Origin of the sequence: Telluribacter humicola (assembly GCF_017355935.1) — a bacterium.
Lineage (GTDB): Bacteria > Bacteroidota > Bacteroidia > Cytophagales > Spirosomataceae > Telluribacter > Telluribacter humicola.
The window spans coordinates 1336826-1355074 of sequence record NZ_JAFIQT010000001.1; the positions used below are offsets into that span (position 1 = coordinate 1336826).

General features: G+C 50.1%; 15 protein-coding genes. 7 read left to right on the forward strand and 8 right to left on the reverse strand.

The genetic code is table 11. The features are described 5' to 3' along the window. The first annotated feature begins 99 nt into the window (after positions 1-99). Together JUB14_RS05825 and JUB14_RS05830 are read left to right on the forward strand one after the other, a co-directional pair. Positions 100-2430, forward strand: coding sequence for a TonB-dependent receptor (locus JUB14_RS05825; RefSeq protein WP_310586109.1), 2331 nt, complete (start codon positions 100-102; stop codon positions 2428-2430). A gap of 71 nt (positions 2431-2501) precedes the next feature. Then, a complete protein-coding gene (locus tag JUB14_RS05830) occupies positions 2502-3071 on the forward strand; it encodes a hypothetical protein (RefSeq protein ID WP_207504935.1) in 570 nt (189 codons plus the stop codon). An 83-nt stretch (positions 3072-3154) separates the two neighbouring features. Here the strand turns inward: JUB14_RS05830 and JUB14_RS05835 are convergent, their stop codons facing one another. After that, positions 3155-3568, reverse strand: coding sequence for a Fur family transcriptional regulator (locus tag JUB14_RS05835; protein WP_207504936.1), 414 nt, complete (start codon positions 3566-3568; stop codon positions 3155-3157). A gap of 192 nt (positions 3569-3760) precedes the next feature. Between JUB14_RS05835 and JUB14_RS05840 the strand changes: the two genes are divergently transcribed. Next, positions 3761-4153 carry a MerC domain-containing protein gene (locus JUB14_RS05840; RefSeq protein WP_207504937.1) on the forward strand — a complete coding sequence of 131 codons (393 nt, stop codon included), beginning with the start codon at positions 3761-3763 and terminating at the stop codon, positions 4151-4153. A 5-nt stretch (positions 4154-4158) separates the two neighbouring features. Here the strand turns inward: JUB14_RS05840 and JUB14_RS05845 are convergent, their stop codons facing one another. Further along, positions 4159-5373 (reverse strand): serine hydrolase, encoded by a 1215-nt coding sequence (locus JUB14_RS05845; RefSeq protein ID WP_229367546.1) that lies wholly within the window; start codon positions 5371-5373, stop codon positions 4159-4161. 414 nt (positions 5374-5787) lie between these two features. On the opposite strand from JUB14_RS05845, the gene JUB14_RS05850 reads away from it, so the two are divergent. Together JUB14_RS05850 and JUB14_RS05855 are read left to right on the forward strand one after the other, a co-directional pair. Next, positions 5788-7506 (forward strand): IlvD/Edd family dehydratase, encoded by a 1719-nt coding sequence (locus JUB14_RS05850; RefSeq protein WP_207504938.1) that lies wholly within the window; start codon positions 5788-5790, stop codon positions 7504-7506. Between the two features lie 206 nt (positions 7507-7712). Beyond that, complete coding sequence (locus JUB14_RS05855; protein WP_207504939.1) at positions 7713-8513, forward strand: SDR family NAD(P)-dependent oxidoreductase; 801 nt, start codon at positions 7713-7715, stop codon at positions 8511-8513. Between the two features lie 4 nt (positions 8514-8517). Here JUB14_RS05855 and JUB14_RS05860 read toward each other — a convergent pair whose 3' ends face one another. Then, positions 8518-9237 (reverse strand): hypothetical protein, encoded by a 720-nt coding sequence (locus JUB14_RS05860; protein WP_207504940.1) that lies wholly within the window; start codon positions 9235-9237, stop codon positions 8518-8520. 76 nt (positions 9238-9313) lie between these two features. Then, on the reverse strand, positions 9314-9916 hold the full coding sequence (gene gldD, locus JUB14_RS05865; RefSeq protein WP_207505950.1) for a gliding motility lipoprotein GldD: 603 nt from the start codon (positions 9914-9916) through the stop codon (positions 9314-9316). Positions 9917-10143: 227 nt separating this feature from the next. Between gldD and JUB14_RS05870 the strand changes: the two genes are divergently transcribed. Beyond that, on the forward strand, positions 10144-11322 hold the full coding sequence (locus JUB14_RS05870; protein WP_207504941.1) for a sialidase family protein: 1179 nt from the start codon (positions 10144-10146) through the stop codon (positions 11320-11322). A gap of 77 nt (positions 11323-11399) precedes the next feature. Here JUB14_RS05870 and glmS read toward each other — a convergent pair whose 3' ends face one another. From glmS to JUB14_RS05885, 3 genes are all read right to left on the reverse strand, one after another. Continuing rightward, positions 11400-13238: a glutamine--fructose-6-phosphate transaminase (isomerizing) gene (gene glmS / locus JUB14_RS05875; protein WP_207504942.1), complete on the reverse strand. Its 1839-nt coding sequence runs from the start codon at positions 13236-13238 to the stop codon at positions 11400-11402. A gap of 136 nt (positions 13239-13374) precedes the next feature. After that, the gene (locus JUB14_RS05880; RefSeq protein WP_207504943.1) at positions 13375-14811 is read right to left on the reverse strand and encodes a DUF4270 family protein; all 1437 of its coding nucleotides are present in this window, start codon (positions 14809-14811) and stop codon (positions 13375-13377) included. After that, complete coding sequence (locus JUB14_RS05885; RefSeq protein WP_207504944.1) at positions 14723-15529, reverse strand: glycogen/starch synthase; 807 nt, start codon at positions 15527-15529, stop codon at positions 14723-14725. Before JUB14_RS05885 ends, JUB14_RS05880 begins: the two co-directional genes overlap by 89 nt. A gap of 233 nt (positions 15530-15762) precedes the next feature. On the opposite strand from JUB14_RS05885, the gene panC reads away from it, so the two are divergent. Then, positions 15763-16605 (forward strand): pantoate--beta-alanine ligase, encoded by an 843-nt coding sequence (gene panC / locus JUB14_RS05890; protein WP_207504945.1) that lies wholly within the window; start codon positions 15763-15765, stop codon positions 16603-16605. 114 nt (positions 16606-16719) lie between these two features. On the opposite strand, the gene JUB14_RS05895 is transcribed toward panC, so the two are convergent. Beyond that, complete coding sequence (locus tag JUB14_RS05895) at positions 16720-18192, reverse strand: Gfo/Idh/MocA family protein (RefSeq protein WP_207504946.1); 1473 nt, start codon at positions 18190-18192, stop codon at positions 16720-16722. Positions 18193-18249: the final 57 nt, after the last annotated feature.

Below are 18249 nucleotides of genomic sequence, written 5' to 3' on the forward strand. Positions count from 1 at the left end.
TTGTGGCTATAATACTTGCAACGACGTTGCATAAAATATACTTTTGCAACGTTGTAGCATAAATGGAAGATGGCGATATACCGCAATAGATATAAATCAGTGATAGTACTCAAGGTAGTAACCTTCTGCCTGCTGCTCCTAGCACCTGTTCCGGTGGCATGGGCTCAGAAAGAGGCGTGTGACTGCTTTGTGAAGGGAGTAGTGCGGGATAAGCATACAGGGCAACCCATTCCGGGAGCTACAATAGCCGTATTAGGAGAGAATAAAGGTGTCTCAACGGATATAAATGGTCGTTATCAGATTGAGCGGCTGTGCCCCGGGCAGTATGAGCTGGAGTGCCGGATCATCGGCTATCAGCCCTATACAGAGACCATAGACCTTGTTGCTGGTCATGAGGAAAACTTTACGCTGGCTGAAGACGAGATCCACCTCAAAGACGTGGAGATTACTGCTCATCGTACCGATGCCCCCCTCTCACAGCCTATATCTACCCTTACCGGAAGCGACCTGGCTCAGACACGCGGACAGTCCCTGGCGGAAAGTCTGAAAGGTATCACGGGGGTAACTACCCTACAGACCGGATCAAACATTGCCAAGCCCGTCATTCATGGTCTACATAGCAATCGTGTGTTGATTATGAACAACGGGGTACGGCAGGAAGGACAGCAGTGGGGGTCGGAGCACGCTCCTGAAATAGACCCATTCGTAGCTACCCGGGTGACCGTGGTGAAAGGGGCCGCCGGAGTACGCTTTGGCTCGGATGCCATCGGGGGAGTGATCCTGGTGGAGCCCGAAGAGCTTCCCATCGGAAAGGCCCTAAGCGGAGAGCTCAACACGGTGGGTTACTCCAACGGTCGTCAGGGCGTGGTATCTGGTACCTTGCAGGGAGGTGTTAAGGGAGTCGAAGAGCTAGGCTGGCGGGCGCAGGGTACCTTCAAGCGGGGTGGTAATATACATACCCCTAACTACTTCCTGGACAATACCGGTAGCCGCGAGCGGAACTTCTCCGTTGCCGCCGGTTATCGTAAAAAAGGATTTGGCGCTGAGGTATTCTACAGTCATTTTGATACGCAGCTGGGTATATTCTCAGGAGCACACATTGGTAGTGTGACGGATCTGCTTCAGGTGATCAAAAACCGGGAGCCACTGGTCAAGTCAGGATTCAGCTATACCATCGCGCGTCCCTATCAGGATGTAGCCCATAACCTGGTAAAAGGGGAGGCGCATTACCACTTTGCCGATGGCCACCGTATCCAGTGGGTGTCGGCCTGGCAGCATAACGAGCGCTCCGAATACGACCTTCACCGTCCGCGTAACGACTCATTGGCCGGACTCAACCGTCCTGAGCTGACATTCCGTCTGACGACTTTTACAAACGATATAGTGTGGGATCATAAGCCCATTGCCAATAAGATGGCCGGTCAGGTGGGCATAAGTACCCTGTACCAGTACAACCTCATGAACGGTCGCCCGCTGATTCCCAACTTCGACCAGTTGAATGTAGGTGCCTTCCTGATCGAGCGGCTGGTGCAGAATGGCTGGGAGTGGGAGGCCGGTATCCGCTACGACTACCGCTACCTGACTACCTACCGCCTGGTCAACCGCGTTACGCAAAGGGATGAATTCCGCTTCAGTAGTGCCTCAGGTACCCTGGGCGTAACCCGCTCAATCAGTGAAAAACTCTCAACCCGCCTCAATGTAGGTACTGCCTGGCGTGCACCCAATGTGAGCGAACTATTCAGTGCCGGAGTGCACCACGGAGCCGCTTCCTACGAAGAGGGCGATCCGACGCTCCGTCCCGAGCAGGCCATCAATACCGTGGCGAGTGTGGTATATGACAATGACAAGTTTAACTGGGAGATCGGTGCCTATCACAACTACATTGCCCGCTACATCTATCTCAAGCCACAGCCGGAGCCCATTCTTACGGTGCGGGGCGCGTTTCCTTACTTTCGCTATACCCAGACCGACGCCACCTTTACGGGTATTGACGCTTCACTAGGCTGGAAGCTTACCGACCGCTGGTCGTTGAAGAGCAAGGGCTCGTACCTGCGGGTATATGATCAGAAAAACGACCAGTACCTGGTGATGATACCGCCCAACCGCTGGGATAATCAGCTGAGCTTCAATATTGGTGAAGTGGGTAGGTGGCAAAAGCTTTTTGTTTCGGCCGGCAATCTGTGGGTGGGTGAGCAGCGACGCGTGCCTGCTAACAGTGATTTTGCCCCGCCGCCGCCCGCATACTCATTATGGAATCTAACAGCAGGAGGTACTTTATTTATTACCCAAAAACAGCAGGTAGAAGTAGGGGTGACGGTGCATAACCTGCTGGATACGGCCTACCGCGACTACCTGAACCGCTTCCGCTACTATGCTGATGAAATGGGACGTAATATCTCGCTACGGCTAAAATGGAAGTTTGGCGCCTGAACAGAAAGCCTTTAATACATATACTACATCATCCTAATTCAATTCGTAATTATAATCAACACAACATGCTTATGAAAGTAGAATGCAGAATGCTCGGCTGGGGATTATTGATGAGTACAGCCCTGTTATTAACGGATTGCCGCAGAGCGGATGAAGTGGATCCACAGGATGAAAATGAACTCATTACTACGGTACGTCTGAACTTTACAGAGCAGGGTACTACTACGGTCAACACATTTGAATTCAGAGATCCTGATGGTGAAGGAGGAAATGCCCCAACCCGCTTTGACCAGATTAAGCTAAAACCTAATACTGCTTATAATCTGACGGTTGAGCTTCTGGATGAGAGCAAGACTCCGGTTGTTGATTTGACGGAGGAAATTGATGAAAAAGCCGATGAACACCTGATGGTCTACACAGCAACTCCTGCTTCGCTTCTAACGTATACCTACGGTGATAAGGACAGCCGCAACTTCCCAATCGGACTTACCGGAACCGCCCAGACGGGTACTGCCGGTATGGGTAAGCTGAAAGTGCAGCTACGTCATCAGCCACCGGTTAATGGTACAGCTGTGAAGAACGGTACGGCTGCTCCTGGTAGCGACGACGTGAACCTGGATTTTGAACTAATTGTGGAGTAAGCTTATTAATTAGTGAATGAGAGATTGTGTGAATTAGTGAGTTTTTTTGTCCATTCACTCATTCACCACTCACTCATTCATTATTAAGTACAAGCCGGGCAACGACCCTGAATGAGCAGATTTACCTCGCTGGCCTGATAGCCATCGGGGAGTTGTACTGACGGAATATGGACATTGGCCAGGCAGTTGGTCTGGCCACATTCCACACATTTGAAATGGATATGGTCGTGGTGGTGGTCCTGTTCGGAGCAGTTGTCTTTGCAGAGGGCATAGCGTATCCCTTCGTCATCCAGTACCTTGTGTATAAGTCCCTTTTCGAGGAAGGTTTTCAGAGTACGGTATATCGTTACACGGTCGAATCGTTCGCCCAGCGAGTCTTCGATATCACCATGCGAGAGGGCTACTTCCTTATTCAGAAAAGTACCCAGGATGTCCTCCCGGCAGGAAGTACTCCGCAGGTTGTAGTCTTTAAGGGTATTTCTGATTGCTTGTTCCATACTTCACAAACTTGATTTTGTACGCCATCCGGATGTCACACAGAAAGCCGGATAGCTTATTTATCAGGTAAATTTACACTCTTCCCTGTACTTATTTATACATGATCCGGAAAAAGGAGTTGAAGGTGTGCAACATTTTATAATGCAACGTTGTTGCAAGAGATATAGTTTCCGATTACCTTTGTAGCTGTTATGAAAACATCACCGATCCATACACACGGACGCGCCGACTACGTAGGGATAGCAGGATCGTTACTCTGTATCGTACACTGCCTGCTAACGCCTGTATTGGCCGTAGGTTCCTCGCTTACCGTTGAGCACCACGTGGTGGCAGGCTTTCTGCACCTTGACTACCTGTTTATACTGGTTAATGGACTGGCTGTATACTACGCCACGCGTGATCATAAGTTCCCGCTGGTAAAGGGGCTCCTCTGGCTGGCTTTCGGGCTGTTTGCCGTTTCGCTACTGCTGGAAGGTAAGGGGGATATGTTTGTGTGGCTGGGCTACGTAGGCTCGGGGTTGTTGGTGGCAGGGCACGCTATTAACCTGCTGCTGTGCCGCACCTGGATGATGGCGCACAAGTAGGTAGCTTACTTGTCGTACTCTACTTCGTAACGACTCAGGTCGGGTCGTCCCCGACGCTTCCGCTGTACTTCGTACTCAAAGATGGTCTTGCCCAGATCCGCCATGAACGGAAATCCTACGCTTTCGTACTCGTAGTGGTCGTCATTGAAAATCTGGTTTTCGTTGCAGTAGATAACCGCCGTCAGCATAAACTCAATACCCCGCTCAAAGTCTACGATGTAGGCGTTGTCGAGTAAGTACCCGTAGGCATCACCAACTTTGTTGAAGCTGCGGATGTGGCGCGGTGCGCGACGCTTGCTGGCCCCGAATAATAAGAACTTGCAATAGCTGTCGTAGTAGTCTTCGGCGTAGTGTTCCGGGTAACTGGTCTCGATGGGTAGCTGCGACATATACCGGTACATAAACTCGTAGTCATCCTCTTTCAGGTTAAAGCGTCGCCGCGGTTCCACGCTCTCCGGAAACATAATGGCCTTTAGCAGTTCGTGCTGATCTTCCAGCGCAAAGTAGTTCTTCTCCTTAAAGTCAAAAGGCTCATTCACCTGGGTTTCTCCCTGCACATATGCCTTTCCTCTCAGAATAGGCGCCGTAGCTGTATAGCTCTTGCTGCTCTGCATCATGGGTTGCTCATAGAGAACCTCCCCATCTTTCACAAACTTCACCGGATTGGTATAGCGGTTGTTCTCAGTACTCATCGGGAGCTGCAGACGGTGGGAGATGCGGGTGTGGGTATAGCCCTTGGCCTGCATGGAATCATTAAAAGCCTCCTGCCCCACAAATTCATACAGCCGGTTAAAGGCATCATTGTCACTTACGAGCAGGATTTTACGGGCGTAGTGGGCTACCGAAGGCAGACCGTTCTCGGCGGTAGTATCCTCCATAGCCGCCGTTTGCTCCGGACGGGCCGCTTCGGTGAGCATGGGCGTATATTTATCCAGTCCCGGTACATTCAACTTGTTTAGCTTTTCCAGCGCCAGCAGTACGGCCGGTAGCTTTACGGTGCTAGCCGGATAGAAATAACGATTCGGGTCAACCTGGTAGCGGTAGGTGGTAAAGCTAGGCTCATTTTTCCTATTACGATCTATCTTGGTATATAGGATCTGTACGTCATATTTGGCTGGATCAGCGAGTATTTTATCAAAGCGTTCGGGGTACTTCCGTAGTAGTTTTTCAAGAAACTGATCTGTTTGGGGTTGTGCCGCCGCCGGGGTAGAAAAAGCCATGTACAGTGAGAGACAAAAAAAAAGGGTCAAAAGAGGCAGCGCAGAGAAGGTCTGCCGTGAGTGGGGAGCCATCACTCGGCAAAAAGAGGATGATATCAGCTTCAAAGACATGTTACAAACGCTTTCGGGGATTCTACTACAAAGCAAAACTTTACGATGTACTACTCGGTAAAGCGGCCAGTACGTTGTCTTACTCAATAGATTACATAGTAGTTTAATCTTAAAGTAAGATAAATGTTTGGCTGATTCTCTTTTTTGAAAAATTAATAAGAATTTTAGAGCGCTAATTACATCCTGACTTATTTCAGGAATTTGTAAAAGGAATGCTTTAATCGGGTTAGAATCGGTTAAAACTACCCGGCCTTTGTCTTTCTAGTACATACTACAGTCTAAATCTTCAATAATCGAATACTAATGGATAAAAATGAACTACGTAGCCGTGGCTGGTTCGGCAAGACAGGAAAAGATGGCTTTATCTACCGTGCCTGGATGAAAAACCAGGGTTTTCCTGCTGATGAGTTTGAAGGTCGCCCGGTCATAGGTATTTGTAATACTTTTTCAGAACTAACTCCCTGTAATGGTCACTTTCGTGAACTGGCCGAATCCGTAAAGCGGGGTGTGTGGGAGGCTGGTGGCTTTCCGCTTGAGTTTCCGGTGATGTCATTGGGCGAAACCCTGATGAAGCCGACTGCCATGCTGTACCGCAACCTGGCCAGTATGGACGTGGAAGAATCCATTCGGGCCAATCCGGTGGATGGTGTCGTGCTGCTTTGTGGCTGTGACAAGACTACGCCTTCGTTGGTGATGGGTGCCTGTAGTGTAGATATACCTACCATCGTGGTATCGGGCGGACCTATGCTGACTGGTCGCTACCGGGGCAAGAGTATCGGTACCAGCGACGTATGGCGTTTCAGCGAAGCCTACCGCCAGGGACAGATCACGCAGGAGGAGTTTACGACCGCCGAGGCTTGTATGTGCCGGAGCCAGGGCCACTGCGCCGTAATGGGTACCGCCTCAACCATGGCCTGTATGGTGGAATCGCTGGGACTTACCCTGCCCGAAAACGCAGCCATACCTGCGGCGGACTCACGCCGTAAGGTAGCCGCTCACCTGTCGGGACGGCGGATCGTGGATATGGTCAAGGAAGACCTGCGCCTGTCGCAGATACTGACTCGTGAAGCGTTTGAGAATGCCATTCGGGTCAATGCCGCTATTGGTGGCTCTACCAACTTTGTGATTCACCTGCTGGCCATTGCCGGTCGTATAGGCGTAGACCTGAATCTGGATGACTTTGATGCCCTGTCGAGAGATATACCTCTGCTGGTGAACCTGCAGCCGTCCGGAGGCTACTTCATGGAAGATTTCTACTATGCAGGAGGTCTGCCGGTGGTAATTAAAGAAATGCTGGCTAAACTACACGGGGATATCATTACGGTCACCGGAAAAACTGTAGCTGAAAACTGTGCGAATGCGGAGTGCTTTGATCCGGAGGTAATAGCTACGCTGGAAAAGCCGGTAAAAGATCTGACCGGACTGGCCGTAGTAAAGGGCAACCTGGCCGAAAACGGAGCTGTACTGAAGCCGTCGGCCTCACTGAACCCTGACCTGATGAAGCACCGGGGCCGGGCTATCGTTTTTGAAGATATAGATCACTACAAGTCACGTCTCGATGATCCTACCCTGGACATCGATGAAAATACCGTACTGGTCCTGAAAAATGTAGGTCCCAAGGGTTACCCTGGTATGCCCGAAGTAGGAAACATGGGTATACCTAAGCGCCTGCTCGAAAAAGGCGTCATGGACATGGTACGTATCTCGGACGGACGTATGAGTGGTACGGGCTTTGGTACCGTAGTACTGCACGTATCGCCGGAGGCTGCCGTGGGTGGTATGCTGGCGTTGGTACAGGATGGCGACTACATCGAGCTGGACGTAGACGCGCGCCGCCTGCACCTGGACGTATCAGATGAGGAGCTGGAGCGCCGCCGGGCTAACTACAAACCACTGGAGCTGGGCTACGACCGTGGCTACGTCAACCTGTACATCAACCACGTAACTCAGGCGCACGAAGGGGCCGATCTGGACTTCCTGAAGGGTTGCTCGGGTGATAAGGTGACACGCGATTCTCATTAAGCTGTTTATAATAAGCTTGGATTACAGGCGGAATAGGTCGTTTTCATAGGTTCGGTAACGGATCTTTGAAAACGACTTTTTTCAAAAGATAGACATCCGGGGCTAACAATCTAGCCCATAGGCTGTATACATAGGAAGATTAGTTATAAATGAAACAGGCTGCTGGTACTAGCCCGCAGCTTCTACGTAATAAAGCTCTTTTATCTATGACTGATAAAGTTTTTAAAGACCAGGTAGCCATTGTTACCGGCGCTGGGCAGGGAATAGGTTTTGAAATAGCTCGTCAATTAGCCGCGCAGGGCGCCTCCATAGTATTGAATGATCTGGATGCTGGACTGGCCGAACAGGCTGCCGCTGAAATACGGGATGGGGGTGGTCAGTGCGTAGCCGTACCGGGTGATTCGGCGGATGAGGCTATTATTGATGATATGGTGCGGGTGGCGGTGGATACCTACGGGCAACTTACCATAGCCGTGGCTAACGCCGGTATTACCCTGTTTGGCGACTTTTTTGACTATAAGGCCGATGACCTGCGCCGGGTACTCGAAGTGAATATCATGGGTACCTTCCTGCTGACCCAGGCGGCAGCCCGTCAGATGCGCGAGCAGAAAAGCGGTGGGCGTATCCTGCTGATGTCGTCAGTAGTGGGGCATCAGGCGCATCAGTACCTGGCTGCCTACGCCATGACCAAAGCGGGTATCGAGATGCTCGCCAAAAACCTGGTGCTGGAGCTATCGCCTTACGGCATCACCATCAATACGGTCGCTCCCGGTGCTACGCTTACCGAACGTACCTTACATGAAGATCCTGAGTACCCCAAGGTGTGGTCGGCCATTACGCCTATGGGCCGTCCGGCCATTCGGGAAGATATCGCCCACGCGGCGCTATTTATGCTTTCGCCCTTATCGGGTCATATCACGGGGCAAAGCCTGGTAGTAGATGGAGGATGGACCGCTGTAAGTCCCCTGCCGGACCTGAGCAATATGAAAGTAGCTAAAGAGCAGTAGCCTGTTAAAAGTCAGTATCTTCCTCGCTGAAAAGCTGCGATTCCAGATCTTCCACGCTGCCTTCCTTAGCTACGTATAGTTCACGAGGCTTGGCGGAGCGTTTGGGTTTGACGGTCACGAACATCTGGTACTGTTCTTCAGAAATAATCTGAAGAGCCAGTGCCCGCCTGAGTACGATCGGAAAAGGTACTTTGAAGAAGTCGGCTATATCAGCCGCCAGAAATGGAGGTATTTTAGAGATTCCCTCACGGAAAAAGCTGCTGACGTCAGAAGCAGGAAGCAGCGCATCAAAAACCAGCTGCTCCGTACGGGCTGCCAGCATAGCCGGGTCAGTATAGGCCGTATAAAGCCCTAGAGAAGCCGTAAGCAGACAGGCTAGATAATGACGCTCATTCACATCAACGTGCGCGCTGACAAACACCCAACCCCTTTGGTGGTAAATAGCCGAGAAGCCAACAAAGTTGTCGTCAACCTGATGCAGATGGGCAATTTTGATTATTTCAGGATAGGGAAGCCGGTGCCCAAGCACATTAATAATCTCCTGCGCGGAGGAGATATCAGCTCCTTCACCCGCCGGTTCTACCCGCCATTCACCCCGTACCAATCCCTCAAAAAGCTGATCCGCTTTCTGCTGACTTTCTACCTGCCCCAAATGCAGTACGATCCGGTCTCCTCGCACTGAGAAGTCGAGTGGTAGCTGATTTTTGGGTTGCCTCTTAGCCATATGCCTGAAAAGTAGGTAAGTAATTGTAAGTCAAATATACACGCTTAGGCAGTTCATGCCAATAGCCACTCCGAAATTATTGCCACTGTAACGTATTGAGCATCCGCATCACGTCCTGCTGGATGTACTCAATAACGGGTGCCAGCGAATCATTTTTGGTAGCCGTAGGAAAATAAATAGCCCCCCGCAGAAAGTGCGTCGTGGTATCGGTAGTATAAAACTGGAAAGGTGTGGGTACATCACCCTCCAGACGAAACAGCGTAGCTGTACGGCCGCTACGGGTCTGGACGGTTTGTTCCTGAATAGACGACGCCCGGATCTGGTGCTTGCCCGCCAGCCTGTACGCATCATCAATAAAGCCCTTCAGCCGGTTGGGGTCATTCTTTACCTGCTTGTAGGTAAGTTGTACATTGGCCTTCAGCTTAGGGTAATGGATAAATATCCAGTGAGGCTCCGCATCCGCGAAGGTATCGGGCAGTATGGTAGCGGACTGGGAGTACATAAAGTTATACGGGTGCTTCTCGTCCAGTGGCTGGTAACTATGAGCAGGTAGATTGATTCGGTTATACCCCTTGGGCTTGGGTACATACGTCTGATCTTCGGATGAATTACAGGCTCCCAGTAGCAGCAGAAAAGAAAACGCAACTATCAGGGTAAGGGTACTAAGCAATGAACGCATGGATATATAGGCAAAATAGCGTGAGCCGGATGTACTATGGAATTTGAGCATCAGCAAAACTAACGAAATAGGGCAAATATTATTATTAAGCTACATTCTGAAACAAAAAGCGGTCAGGAATAACTCCCGACCACCTCTTAATGCTTCAATTAATTATTGTACCTGTTACTTATAGCTTATTTTTGATCTGTTCTACCATCTGCCCACTCGGGTGCTGACTCTGCCTTATGGTTTATTCTCTGCTACTATCAATCCTGCTGCTGGTCGGTACGGAGCTACACCAGCCTTCTACTCCCACATCTCAGACCAATTTTGAAAGTGTTGTTTTCAGGAATGGTGAAAATGGGTACCTCTGCTACCGTATACCCGCTATTGTGCGGGCTCCCAACAACGACCTGCTGGCTTTTGCGGAGGGGCGGCGTACCGACTGCGGCGATTTTGGAGACGTGGATATAGTACTCAGAGTAAGTCACGACAACGGTACTACCTGGGAGCCTATACAGGTAGTGGCTGACTATACATCGGCACAGGCAGGTAATCCGGCTCCGGTTTTTGATATGACAGATCCGGCCTATCCTGGAGGTAGGTTGTTTTTATTCTACAATACCGGAGTAGCCTCTGAGCAGGAGGTTCGGGAGGGGAAGGCCATTCGGGAAGTGTGGTACAAAACCAGTACCGATGGGGGCCGAAGCTGGTCAGAGCCGGTCAATATTACTACGCAGGTATCACGTCCTAATAAGCCTGAGGTCAATCCTGCCTATGCATTCAGAGAAGATTGGCGCTCCTATGCCAACACCCCCGGTCATACTCTGCAGATCAGCAAGGGTCGGTACCGAGGGCGGATATTTGTACCTGCTAATCATTCAGAAGGGGCACCACAGCCCGATTTTAAAGATTATCGGGCACATGCCTTTTATACCGACGATCATGGAAAGACCTTTAAGCTATCGCCTACGGTGGAAGTTCCGGGTGGCAACGAAAGTATCGCGGCCGAACTTCCTGAGGGAGGATTGCTGATGAATATTCGAAATCAGTCAGAAGAGCCGCGCTATCGGTTGCTAGCCTTTTCCCCTAACGCGGGTACAAGTTGGGACCATGTAGAGGTGGCACGTGCACTCCCCGATCCGGTGTGTCAGGGAAGTATGATCAGCTACCACGAGCGGGGTAGAAAGCCAGTACTGATCTTTTCAAATCCGAATAGCCAGACCAAACGTGAAAAATTAACCGTGCGCGTAAGCCGGGATAGCGGACAGACATGGTCAGCAGGTAAGGAGCTATACGCCGGAGCGGCCGCTTACTCCGACCTGGTAGAGCAGGGCGATGGACAAATAGGGGTACTCTATGAGAAGGATGACTACCAGCGTATAGTCTATACACGCTTCACCTACGACTGGCTGACAAAGTAGTAGGGGAGGTCCTCATAAAAACAGCGCTGCTGCCGAAACTCACGGCAGCAGCGCTGTTTTTATAAATCAATATGATCCTACTCCACGGTTACAGACTTGGCCAGGTTACGTGGCTGATCTACATTACGACCGCGTAGTACCGCTACGTAGTACGAAAGCAGCTGCAGGGGTATGACCGATAGCAGCGGAACCAGTACATCGTGTGTCCGGGGGATTTCGATGACGAAATCAACCATGCCCTGTATCAAGGTATCGCCTTCGGTTACGATAGCGATTACGCGTCCCTTACGGGCCTTTACTTCCTGAATGTTGGATACGATCTTTTCGTAGGAGCTGTCTTTCGTAGCCAGAAAGACTACCGGCATATCCTCATCGATCAGAGCAATGGGGCCGTGCTTCATCTCGGCTGCCGGGTACCCCTCGGCGTGGATGTAGGAGATCTCTTTCAGCTTCAGGGCTCCTTCCAAAGCAACGGGGAAGTTAAGCCCACGGCCCAGGTAGATAAAGTTGCGGGAGTAGGTAAAGATGGAGGATATTTCCTTAATCTTATCGGCACTCTCCAGTACCTTTTCTACTTTCTCCGGAATATTCTCCAGCTCAATGAGCAACTGGCGATACACCTCCTCGGATATGGTTCCTTTGCGTTTGGCAGCCGCAATGGCCATGAGCGTAAGTACTGTCACCTGCGCGGTAAAGGCCTTGGTGCTGGCTACGCCTATCTCAGGTCCGGCGTGGGTATAGGCACCAGCATGGGTAGCGCGGGCAATCGATGAGCCTACCACGTTACACACACCAAAGATGGTAGCTCCTTTGGACTTAGCCAGCTCAATGGCCGCCAGCGTATCGGCCGTTTCGCCCGACTGAGAGATGGCTATGACAATGTCATCTTCATTAATTACCGGGTTACGGTAGCGGAACTCCGAGGCGTACTCTACCTCTACGTTAATGCGCGCCAGCTCTTCAAACAGGTACTCGGCTACCAATCCGGCGTGCCAGGAGGTACCACAGCCCACGATCACGATCCGGCTGGCCGCGGCCAGCTTGTCAATGTGGTTACGGAGTCCTCCCAGCTGGAGGTGTCCGTCATCAGCCCGTACCCGGCCGCGCATACTATCGCAGATGGAGCGGGGCTGCTCAAAGATCTCCTTCAGCATGAAATGGTCGTAGCCACCTTTCTCAATAGCTTCCAGTTCCAGCTCCAGCTTATGGATATAAGGCGTCTTTTGGGTGTTGTCGAGGCTTAGAATATTCAGCTCATTATCACGTACCACGGCTATCTCGTAGTCATCCAGGTACACTACGTCCTTGGTATACTCAATGATAGGGGTAGCATCCGAAGCAAAGAAGAATTCACCCTCACCGATCCCAATCACCAGCGGACTGCCTTTACGGGCTGCAATGAGCTGGGTAGGGCTGTCTTCTTCCATTACCACGATGGCGTAGGCACCTACTACCTCCTGTAGGGCTAGTCGTACAGCCTCTTCCAGCGATTTGCCGGTTTCTTTGCGGATGTCTTCAATGAAATGGATCAGTACCTCCGAGTCGGTCTGGCTTTTGAAAACATGCCCTTTCTGCTGGAGCTTCTGCTTAATGGTGGAATAGTTCTCAATGATACCGTTGTGGATGATGGCTAGCTTGCCGTCGTCAGAGTAGTGGGGGTGTGCATTGATGTCATTGGGTTCGCCGTGGGTGGCCCAGCGGGTGTGGCCCATACCTATTTTGGCAGTAAGCTCTTTGTCAGCCAACTCGGCTTTTAGATCAGATACCTTACCTTTTTTCTTGTAAACGTTCAATCCATGGCCGTTTAGCAGAGCCACTCCGGCACTGTCATATCCTCTATATTCAAGGCGCTGTAAGCCCTTAATAACAAGGGGATAAGCTTCTCTATGTCCTACATACGCTACAATTCCACACATACAGTTTTTAAATTTATTTAAAAATGGAACTTGGTTAAGTGCAAATAAAGGAAATGAAAGTGGGTGTGACAAACCTATAAATAAAAAACCCGGCAATTGTTCAATTGCCGGGTTTTGGAAAGATCTGTTGCTAAACCTATTCTTTGGCAACAGTGTAGAAAACAATCAGTTTTACATCACCCGGCTTATTACCAACTACCAAACGGCTTACTCGGTTATTAAGCTGTGACTCAAATCGTGTACCTTGTTGCCCTAATGCATTGGTATAGATGGGGGTCATCAGGAAGCTATTGTTCTTTTTAGTGCCCGATAGTATAGCTTGCAGCTGAGTAGTCAGGAAAAAAGTATAGTCTTTGGTATTAATATTGTAGGTAGATACCTGCGGACTAACGGGGCTAGTACTCTGTCCGAATTCATCCGTATTAATAATTAGTTCATACCCTGAATTACGCTTGATCAGATTGGTAGAATCTGTTTCGAGCAGGACCATGTAGGGGGGAATCGTTATGCCCTGCCGGTTAAAACTCAGATCTGGTTTGATCGTGAGTTGAGCCCGGTTGATGGCAGTCGGTCCGTTAGCCCGGAGCTTGTTCAGATAGGGTATTTCAATTTTTGTCATAATACCCAAGGCATCCTGCACATACGTATAACCATTGGTAGTAGCGGCTGGTATAGGTTGCAGAGGCTTGATACCTTCCAGAGGAGTGCCGGTACGATCGGCTACTACACGGTTGAAACCAGCACGATAAGTGGCGCCGCTGGCCTGATTTATGTGGGCAGCCAGTGAGTAGGCTTTGGTTACCGTATCAGTAGGTGAGGAGCGGTAGTAAACTTGCAGCAGGACCCCGTTGGTACCCGGTACACCAATGATGGCCGTATTGTTCTCGCCAGGTACCAGCGCCAGCCCTTTTAGAAGACTGTGTATTTTATCATTTGTCTGATTGGCTGGGGTCGACAGCAGCGTGAACAGCTCACTACCCAGGTTATCCGACAGACGTACCCGAAGGGCACCTACACTGCCGGGGCGAGCCTGGAATGTCTTTTCGCCGAGTGGAGTAGCTTCGTAAGCGACTTTACTGGTGTTGTAGTAGGTAGTAGTTCGGGAAAGATCTTCGGTAATACGGTGTACCGCGAGCTTCTGATTAGGTAGTGTATCACCATAGGCATAGGCATAGCCCATCAGCAACACCAGCGAATCATAGCGGGCGGTACTGCCTAATTCCACGGCAGTAGTTGCAGGAGTATTTACCCAGAAATGGCTTGAGGCCGTGATTTCACCAAATAGTGGGTCCTTGTATTTACCTACCAGTAGTATGTCCGGATTACTGGTACGTACCGAGTCAGCAAGTACGGTAGAGGTGCGAACAGTAAGGGTATCCGTGTAGAAAGTGCCGACGGGGGCAAGAGGAGTGAGGCCAATGTCTTTGGGCGGATCACAGGCCACTAAAAGGGTGGTCAGTAAGACCACCCCTATGGCAAGATTTTTAGCTAACCAGGTCGTTGTACAAGTTGTAGTACGCTTCTGAGAAATTGTTGTCTTCTTCGACAAGGTCGACACGTTTGGGTGAATCATTAAAAATTTGGTTTAAACTACCGCTAATTGTTTCGTCGGCTTTCAAAACGGCATCAGCGTAGGCGCATCCGAGCTTTACAAAACCTTCAAAATCTGCTGAGTTAAGGTGAGCCAGGGCTTCATCACTTACGTCCATAGCTTTAGCCTTGTTCAGCAAATCCGCATCAAATTTATAATTGAAAGCGTTATTATGCACAGTAAATACGCTTTTTGTATCCTTAAACATGGGATCATTCCGGTAGGTAGTCTTCAGATACATAGGTATCAGGGAAGTCATCCAGTCGTTACAATGTACGATATCAGGGGCCCAGCCTAGCTTTTTGACGGTTTCCAGTACACCCTTGCAGAAGAAAATTGCCCGCTCGTCATTATCGTCAAAAAAGTTGTTCTCTTTGTCAAAGAAAACGGATTTCCGGTGAAAATAGTCTTCGTTATCTATGAAATATACCTGTAATTTGGCATTGGGAATAGAAGCTACCTTTATAATGAGAGGCTTTTCTTCATCGCCTACTGTAATATTGATACCTGAAAGACGAACTACCTCATGGAGCCGGTTCTTACGCTCGTTGATGAGGCCAAAGCGGGGGACTAGAATTCTGATTTCAGCACCTCGTTCTTGCATTGCCTGGGGAAGCCTTCTTACATAATCGGCAACATCGGTAGTTTTGAGGAAGGGGTTGATTTCACTGGCGACATACAAAATTCTTAGTTTGTCCATAGACTTTTAAGCTGTTTGTGAAGAAAAAGATTTGCAAAATTATACAAAAAAAAACCGACTTTCAATAAAATATGCCAACTAATTGTAATATTGCGCAGAGTTTGGCCTATACTGTGCTTTTATTTAAGCATATCCAGCAATCAAGAGGCTCTTTTGCTTCTCTCCCCTCTTAGTAAAATGCAACTGACAATCAGCCCGGCTCCCTTGCTGAGCGGCTACAAAATCCTTATTTAATGCAAGTTTTTTCTTCAATCACCGAACTGCGTGCCTATCTGGCTGCCCAGCGTAGCGAAAAGAAAACAATAGGTCTGGTGCCTACTATGGGTGCTCTGCATGAGGGACATATGTCACTTATTGAGGCCTCCCGTGAGGCTAATGATGTGACTGTGTGCAGCATATTTGTCAATCCAATACAGTTTAATAATCAGGATGACCTGGTCAGGTACCCCCGTACTCTAGAGCAGGACTGCGCCTTGCTGGAAGAGGCAGGCTGCGACTTTGTATTTGCTCCATCCGCTGACGAGATGTACAGTACGGCTCCTTCGCTGGTGCTGGACTTTGGAGCACTGGAAACAGTGATGGAGGGTGCCTTTCGTCCCGGACATTTCAATGGAGTAGGTATAGTAGTGGCCCGGCTGTTTAATATAGTACACCCGGACCGGGTGTACTTCGGGCAGAAAGACCTGCAGCAACTGGCTGTGATCCGACGCCTGGTAGAGGATCTGGCTTTTCAGCTGGAAGTAGTTTCACACCCAACGGTACGCGAGGAGGATGGCCTGGCCATGTCGTCCAGAAATCGCCGCCTGGGCCCCGAAGAGCGAGCCATAGCACCACACTTATACAAAGCCCTTACTGAGGCAAAAGAACGGCTTCTGAACGGAGAACGGGTGGACGATGTAAAACAGATTGTAGAGGATTATATAGCTACCATACCTGCTTTCAGCCTTGAGTACGTCGAGGTAGTAGATATGTATACCATGCAGCCGGTAGATGAACTGCAGTCGGAGGGGAATACCGCCATCTGTATAGCTGCCCATCTGGGTGCCGTGCGGCTGATCGATAATATAGTGTTCTGATGGTAATAAAGTGAAAGAGCGAATAAGTGGTATCTGAGTACAGGATTTAGGAGTATACAAAACAGAGAACCCCGGCTTTTGACCGGGGTTCTCTGTTGTTAAGGTACCTTATGCTTACACAAGCTTCCAGTTGCCGCGGTAGTCGCGCTTTACAAACTGGTTAGCCTCGTCGAAGTTGGTAATCTTCATGCTCTTACCATCCCATAGCATCTTCTTACGGCCAGGGTAGGTGAAGCCCTTACCATCGGCATTGGCTGTACGCAGGTTGTAGCTGCGGATCGCCAGGTTACCCATGAGTACAGTTTCGGTAAGCGGACCGGCGTAGTCAAACGACGAAGTCAGTGCTTTATGCTCCTTGCTGTTAAAACCGGCTTTGCAGGCATCCGTCCAGGCTACCTGGTGGCCAAACTCAGGCATTGATGTATACTTGGTCTTGAAGCTATCCTTAGGCATTTCCATCTTGGTACCATTCTTCAGGTAGATCTTCGGGTTAAGACCGTACGTAGCGCAGGTCATAACTCCTTTGTCTCCGATCAGCATAGCACCGTTGCTGCTGTCAGGCTCTCCCAGTGGCTCGTTGGCCGGGATCCACTCGGGGTGGAACGGACGCAGACCACCGTCGTGCCATACCATCGTTACTTCTGACTTGTTCTTAGCCGTAGCCGGGAACTTAAGCTGTACACGTGATGATGGCGGGCAACCTTCGGGAATATACTCAGGAGTCCAGTCCTTAAGGAATACCTGTCCTACGCTGGCCTCTACTTCGGTAGGGTAACCTAAGCCAAGAACCCGGAACGGAGGATCGATCAGGTGACACCCCATATCACCAAGGGCACCGGTACCGAAATTCCACCAGCCACGCCACTTGAAGGGGTGCCAGGCCGGGCTGTAATCCACCCAGTCGGCAGTACCTACCCACAGGTCCCAGTCGATGTCCTGAGGTACATCGGCCTTAGAGGTAGGCACGGGTATACCCTGAGGCCACACAGGACGGTTGGTCCATACCTGTACTTCTTTTACGTTACCGATCAGGCCTTTGTTAAACCAGTCTACCATCTGCTGCTGTCCGGGGTTAGAGGCTCCCTGGTTACCCATTTGTGATACTACCTTGTATTTACGGGCCGCCTCGGTCAGCATACGGGCTTCATAGATATCGTGCGTCAGGGGTTTCTGTACGTATACGTGCTTGCCCAGTTGCATGGCAGCCATGGCGATAACGGCATGCTGGTGGTCAGCGGTAGATACCGTAACGGCATCGATGCTTTTGCCCATTTCGTCAAACATAACCCGGAAGTCTTTGTACTTCTTGGCGTTCGGGTGCTTTTCAAAATTTCTCTTTCCCTGGATCCAGTCTACGTCGCAGAGGGCTACCATATTTTCGGCGCCGTTGTTCCAGGCGTTGTTGGTATCCGAAAATCCTTTGCCTCCTATACCAATACCGGCTATATTGAGCTTATCGCTGGGAGCGCGGTATCCTTTACCCAGCACATGGCGGGGTACTATAAAGAAGCTTCCTACCGCAGCAGCGGCGCCTTTCTGGAGGAAGTCGCGGCGTGTTACACCGCTGTTTTCAACTTTCTTACTCATTTTGATTGTATTAAGTACGTAAAGGGTCAAGAATATTACCAGTTGTAAAAGTACATC

Bases quoted from the DNA above. Each gene is read 5' to 3' on its own strand.
- JUB14_RS05870 (WP_207504941.1), top strand. From the start codon at position 10,144: ATGGTTTATTCTCTGCTACTATCAATCCTGCTGCTGGTCGGTACGGAG.
- JUB14_RS05840 (WP_207504937.1), top strand. From the start codon at position 3,761: ATGAAAACATCACCGATCCATACACACGGACGCGCCGACTACGTAGGG.
- JUB14_RS05860 (WP_207504940.1), bottom strand. From the start codon at position 9,237: ATGGCTAAGAGGCAACCCAAAAATCAGCTACCACTCGACTTCTCAGTG.
- gldD (WP_207505950.1), bottom strand. From the start codon at position 9,916: ATGCGTTCATTGCTTAGTACCCTTACCCTGATAGTTGCGTTTTCTTTT.
- JUB14_RS05830 (WP_207504935.1), top strand. From the start codon at position 2,502: ATGAAAGTAGAATGCAGAATGCTCGGCTGGGGATTATTGATGAGTACA.
- JUB14_RS05895 (WP_207504946.1), bottom strand. From the start codon at position 18,192: ATGAGTAAGAAAGTTGAAAACAGCGGTGTAACACGCCGCGACTTCCTC.
- JUB14_RS05850 (WP_207504938.1), top strand. From the start codon at position 5,788: ATGGATAAAAATGAACTACGTAGCCGTGGCTGGTTCGGCAAGACAGGA.
- glmS (WP_207504942.1), bottom strand. From the start codon at position 13,238: ATGTGTGGAATTGTAGCGTATGTAGGACATAGAGAAGCTTATCCCCTT.
- JUB14_RS05880 (WP_207504943.1), bottom strand. From the start codon at position 14,811: ATGATTCACCCAAACGTGTCGACCTTGTCGAAGAAGACAACAATTTCT.
- JUB14_RS05845 (WP_229367546.1), bottom strand. From the start codon at position 5,373: ATGGCTTTTTCTACCCCGGCGGCGGCACAACCCCAAACAGATCAGTTT.
- JUB14_RS05885 (WP_207504944.1), bottom strand. From the start codon at position 15,529: ATGGACAAACTAAGAATTTTGTATGTCGCCAGTGAAATCAACCCCTTC.
- JUB14_RS05855 (WP_207504939.1), top strand. From the start codon at position 7,713: ATGACTGATAAAGTTTTTAAAGACCAGGTAGCCATTGTTACCGGCGCT.
- panC (WP_207504945.1), top strand. From the start codon at position 15,763: ATGCAAGTTTTTTCTTCAATCACCGAACTGCGTGCCTATCTGGCTGCC.
- JUB14_RS05835 (WP_207504936.1), bottom strand. From the start codon at position 3,568: ATGGAACAAGCAATCAGAAATACCCTTAAAGACTACAACCTGCGGAGT.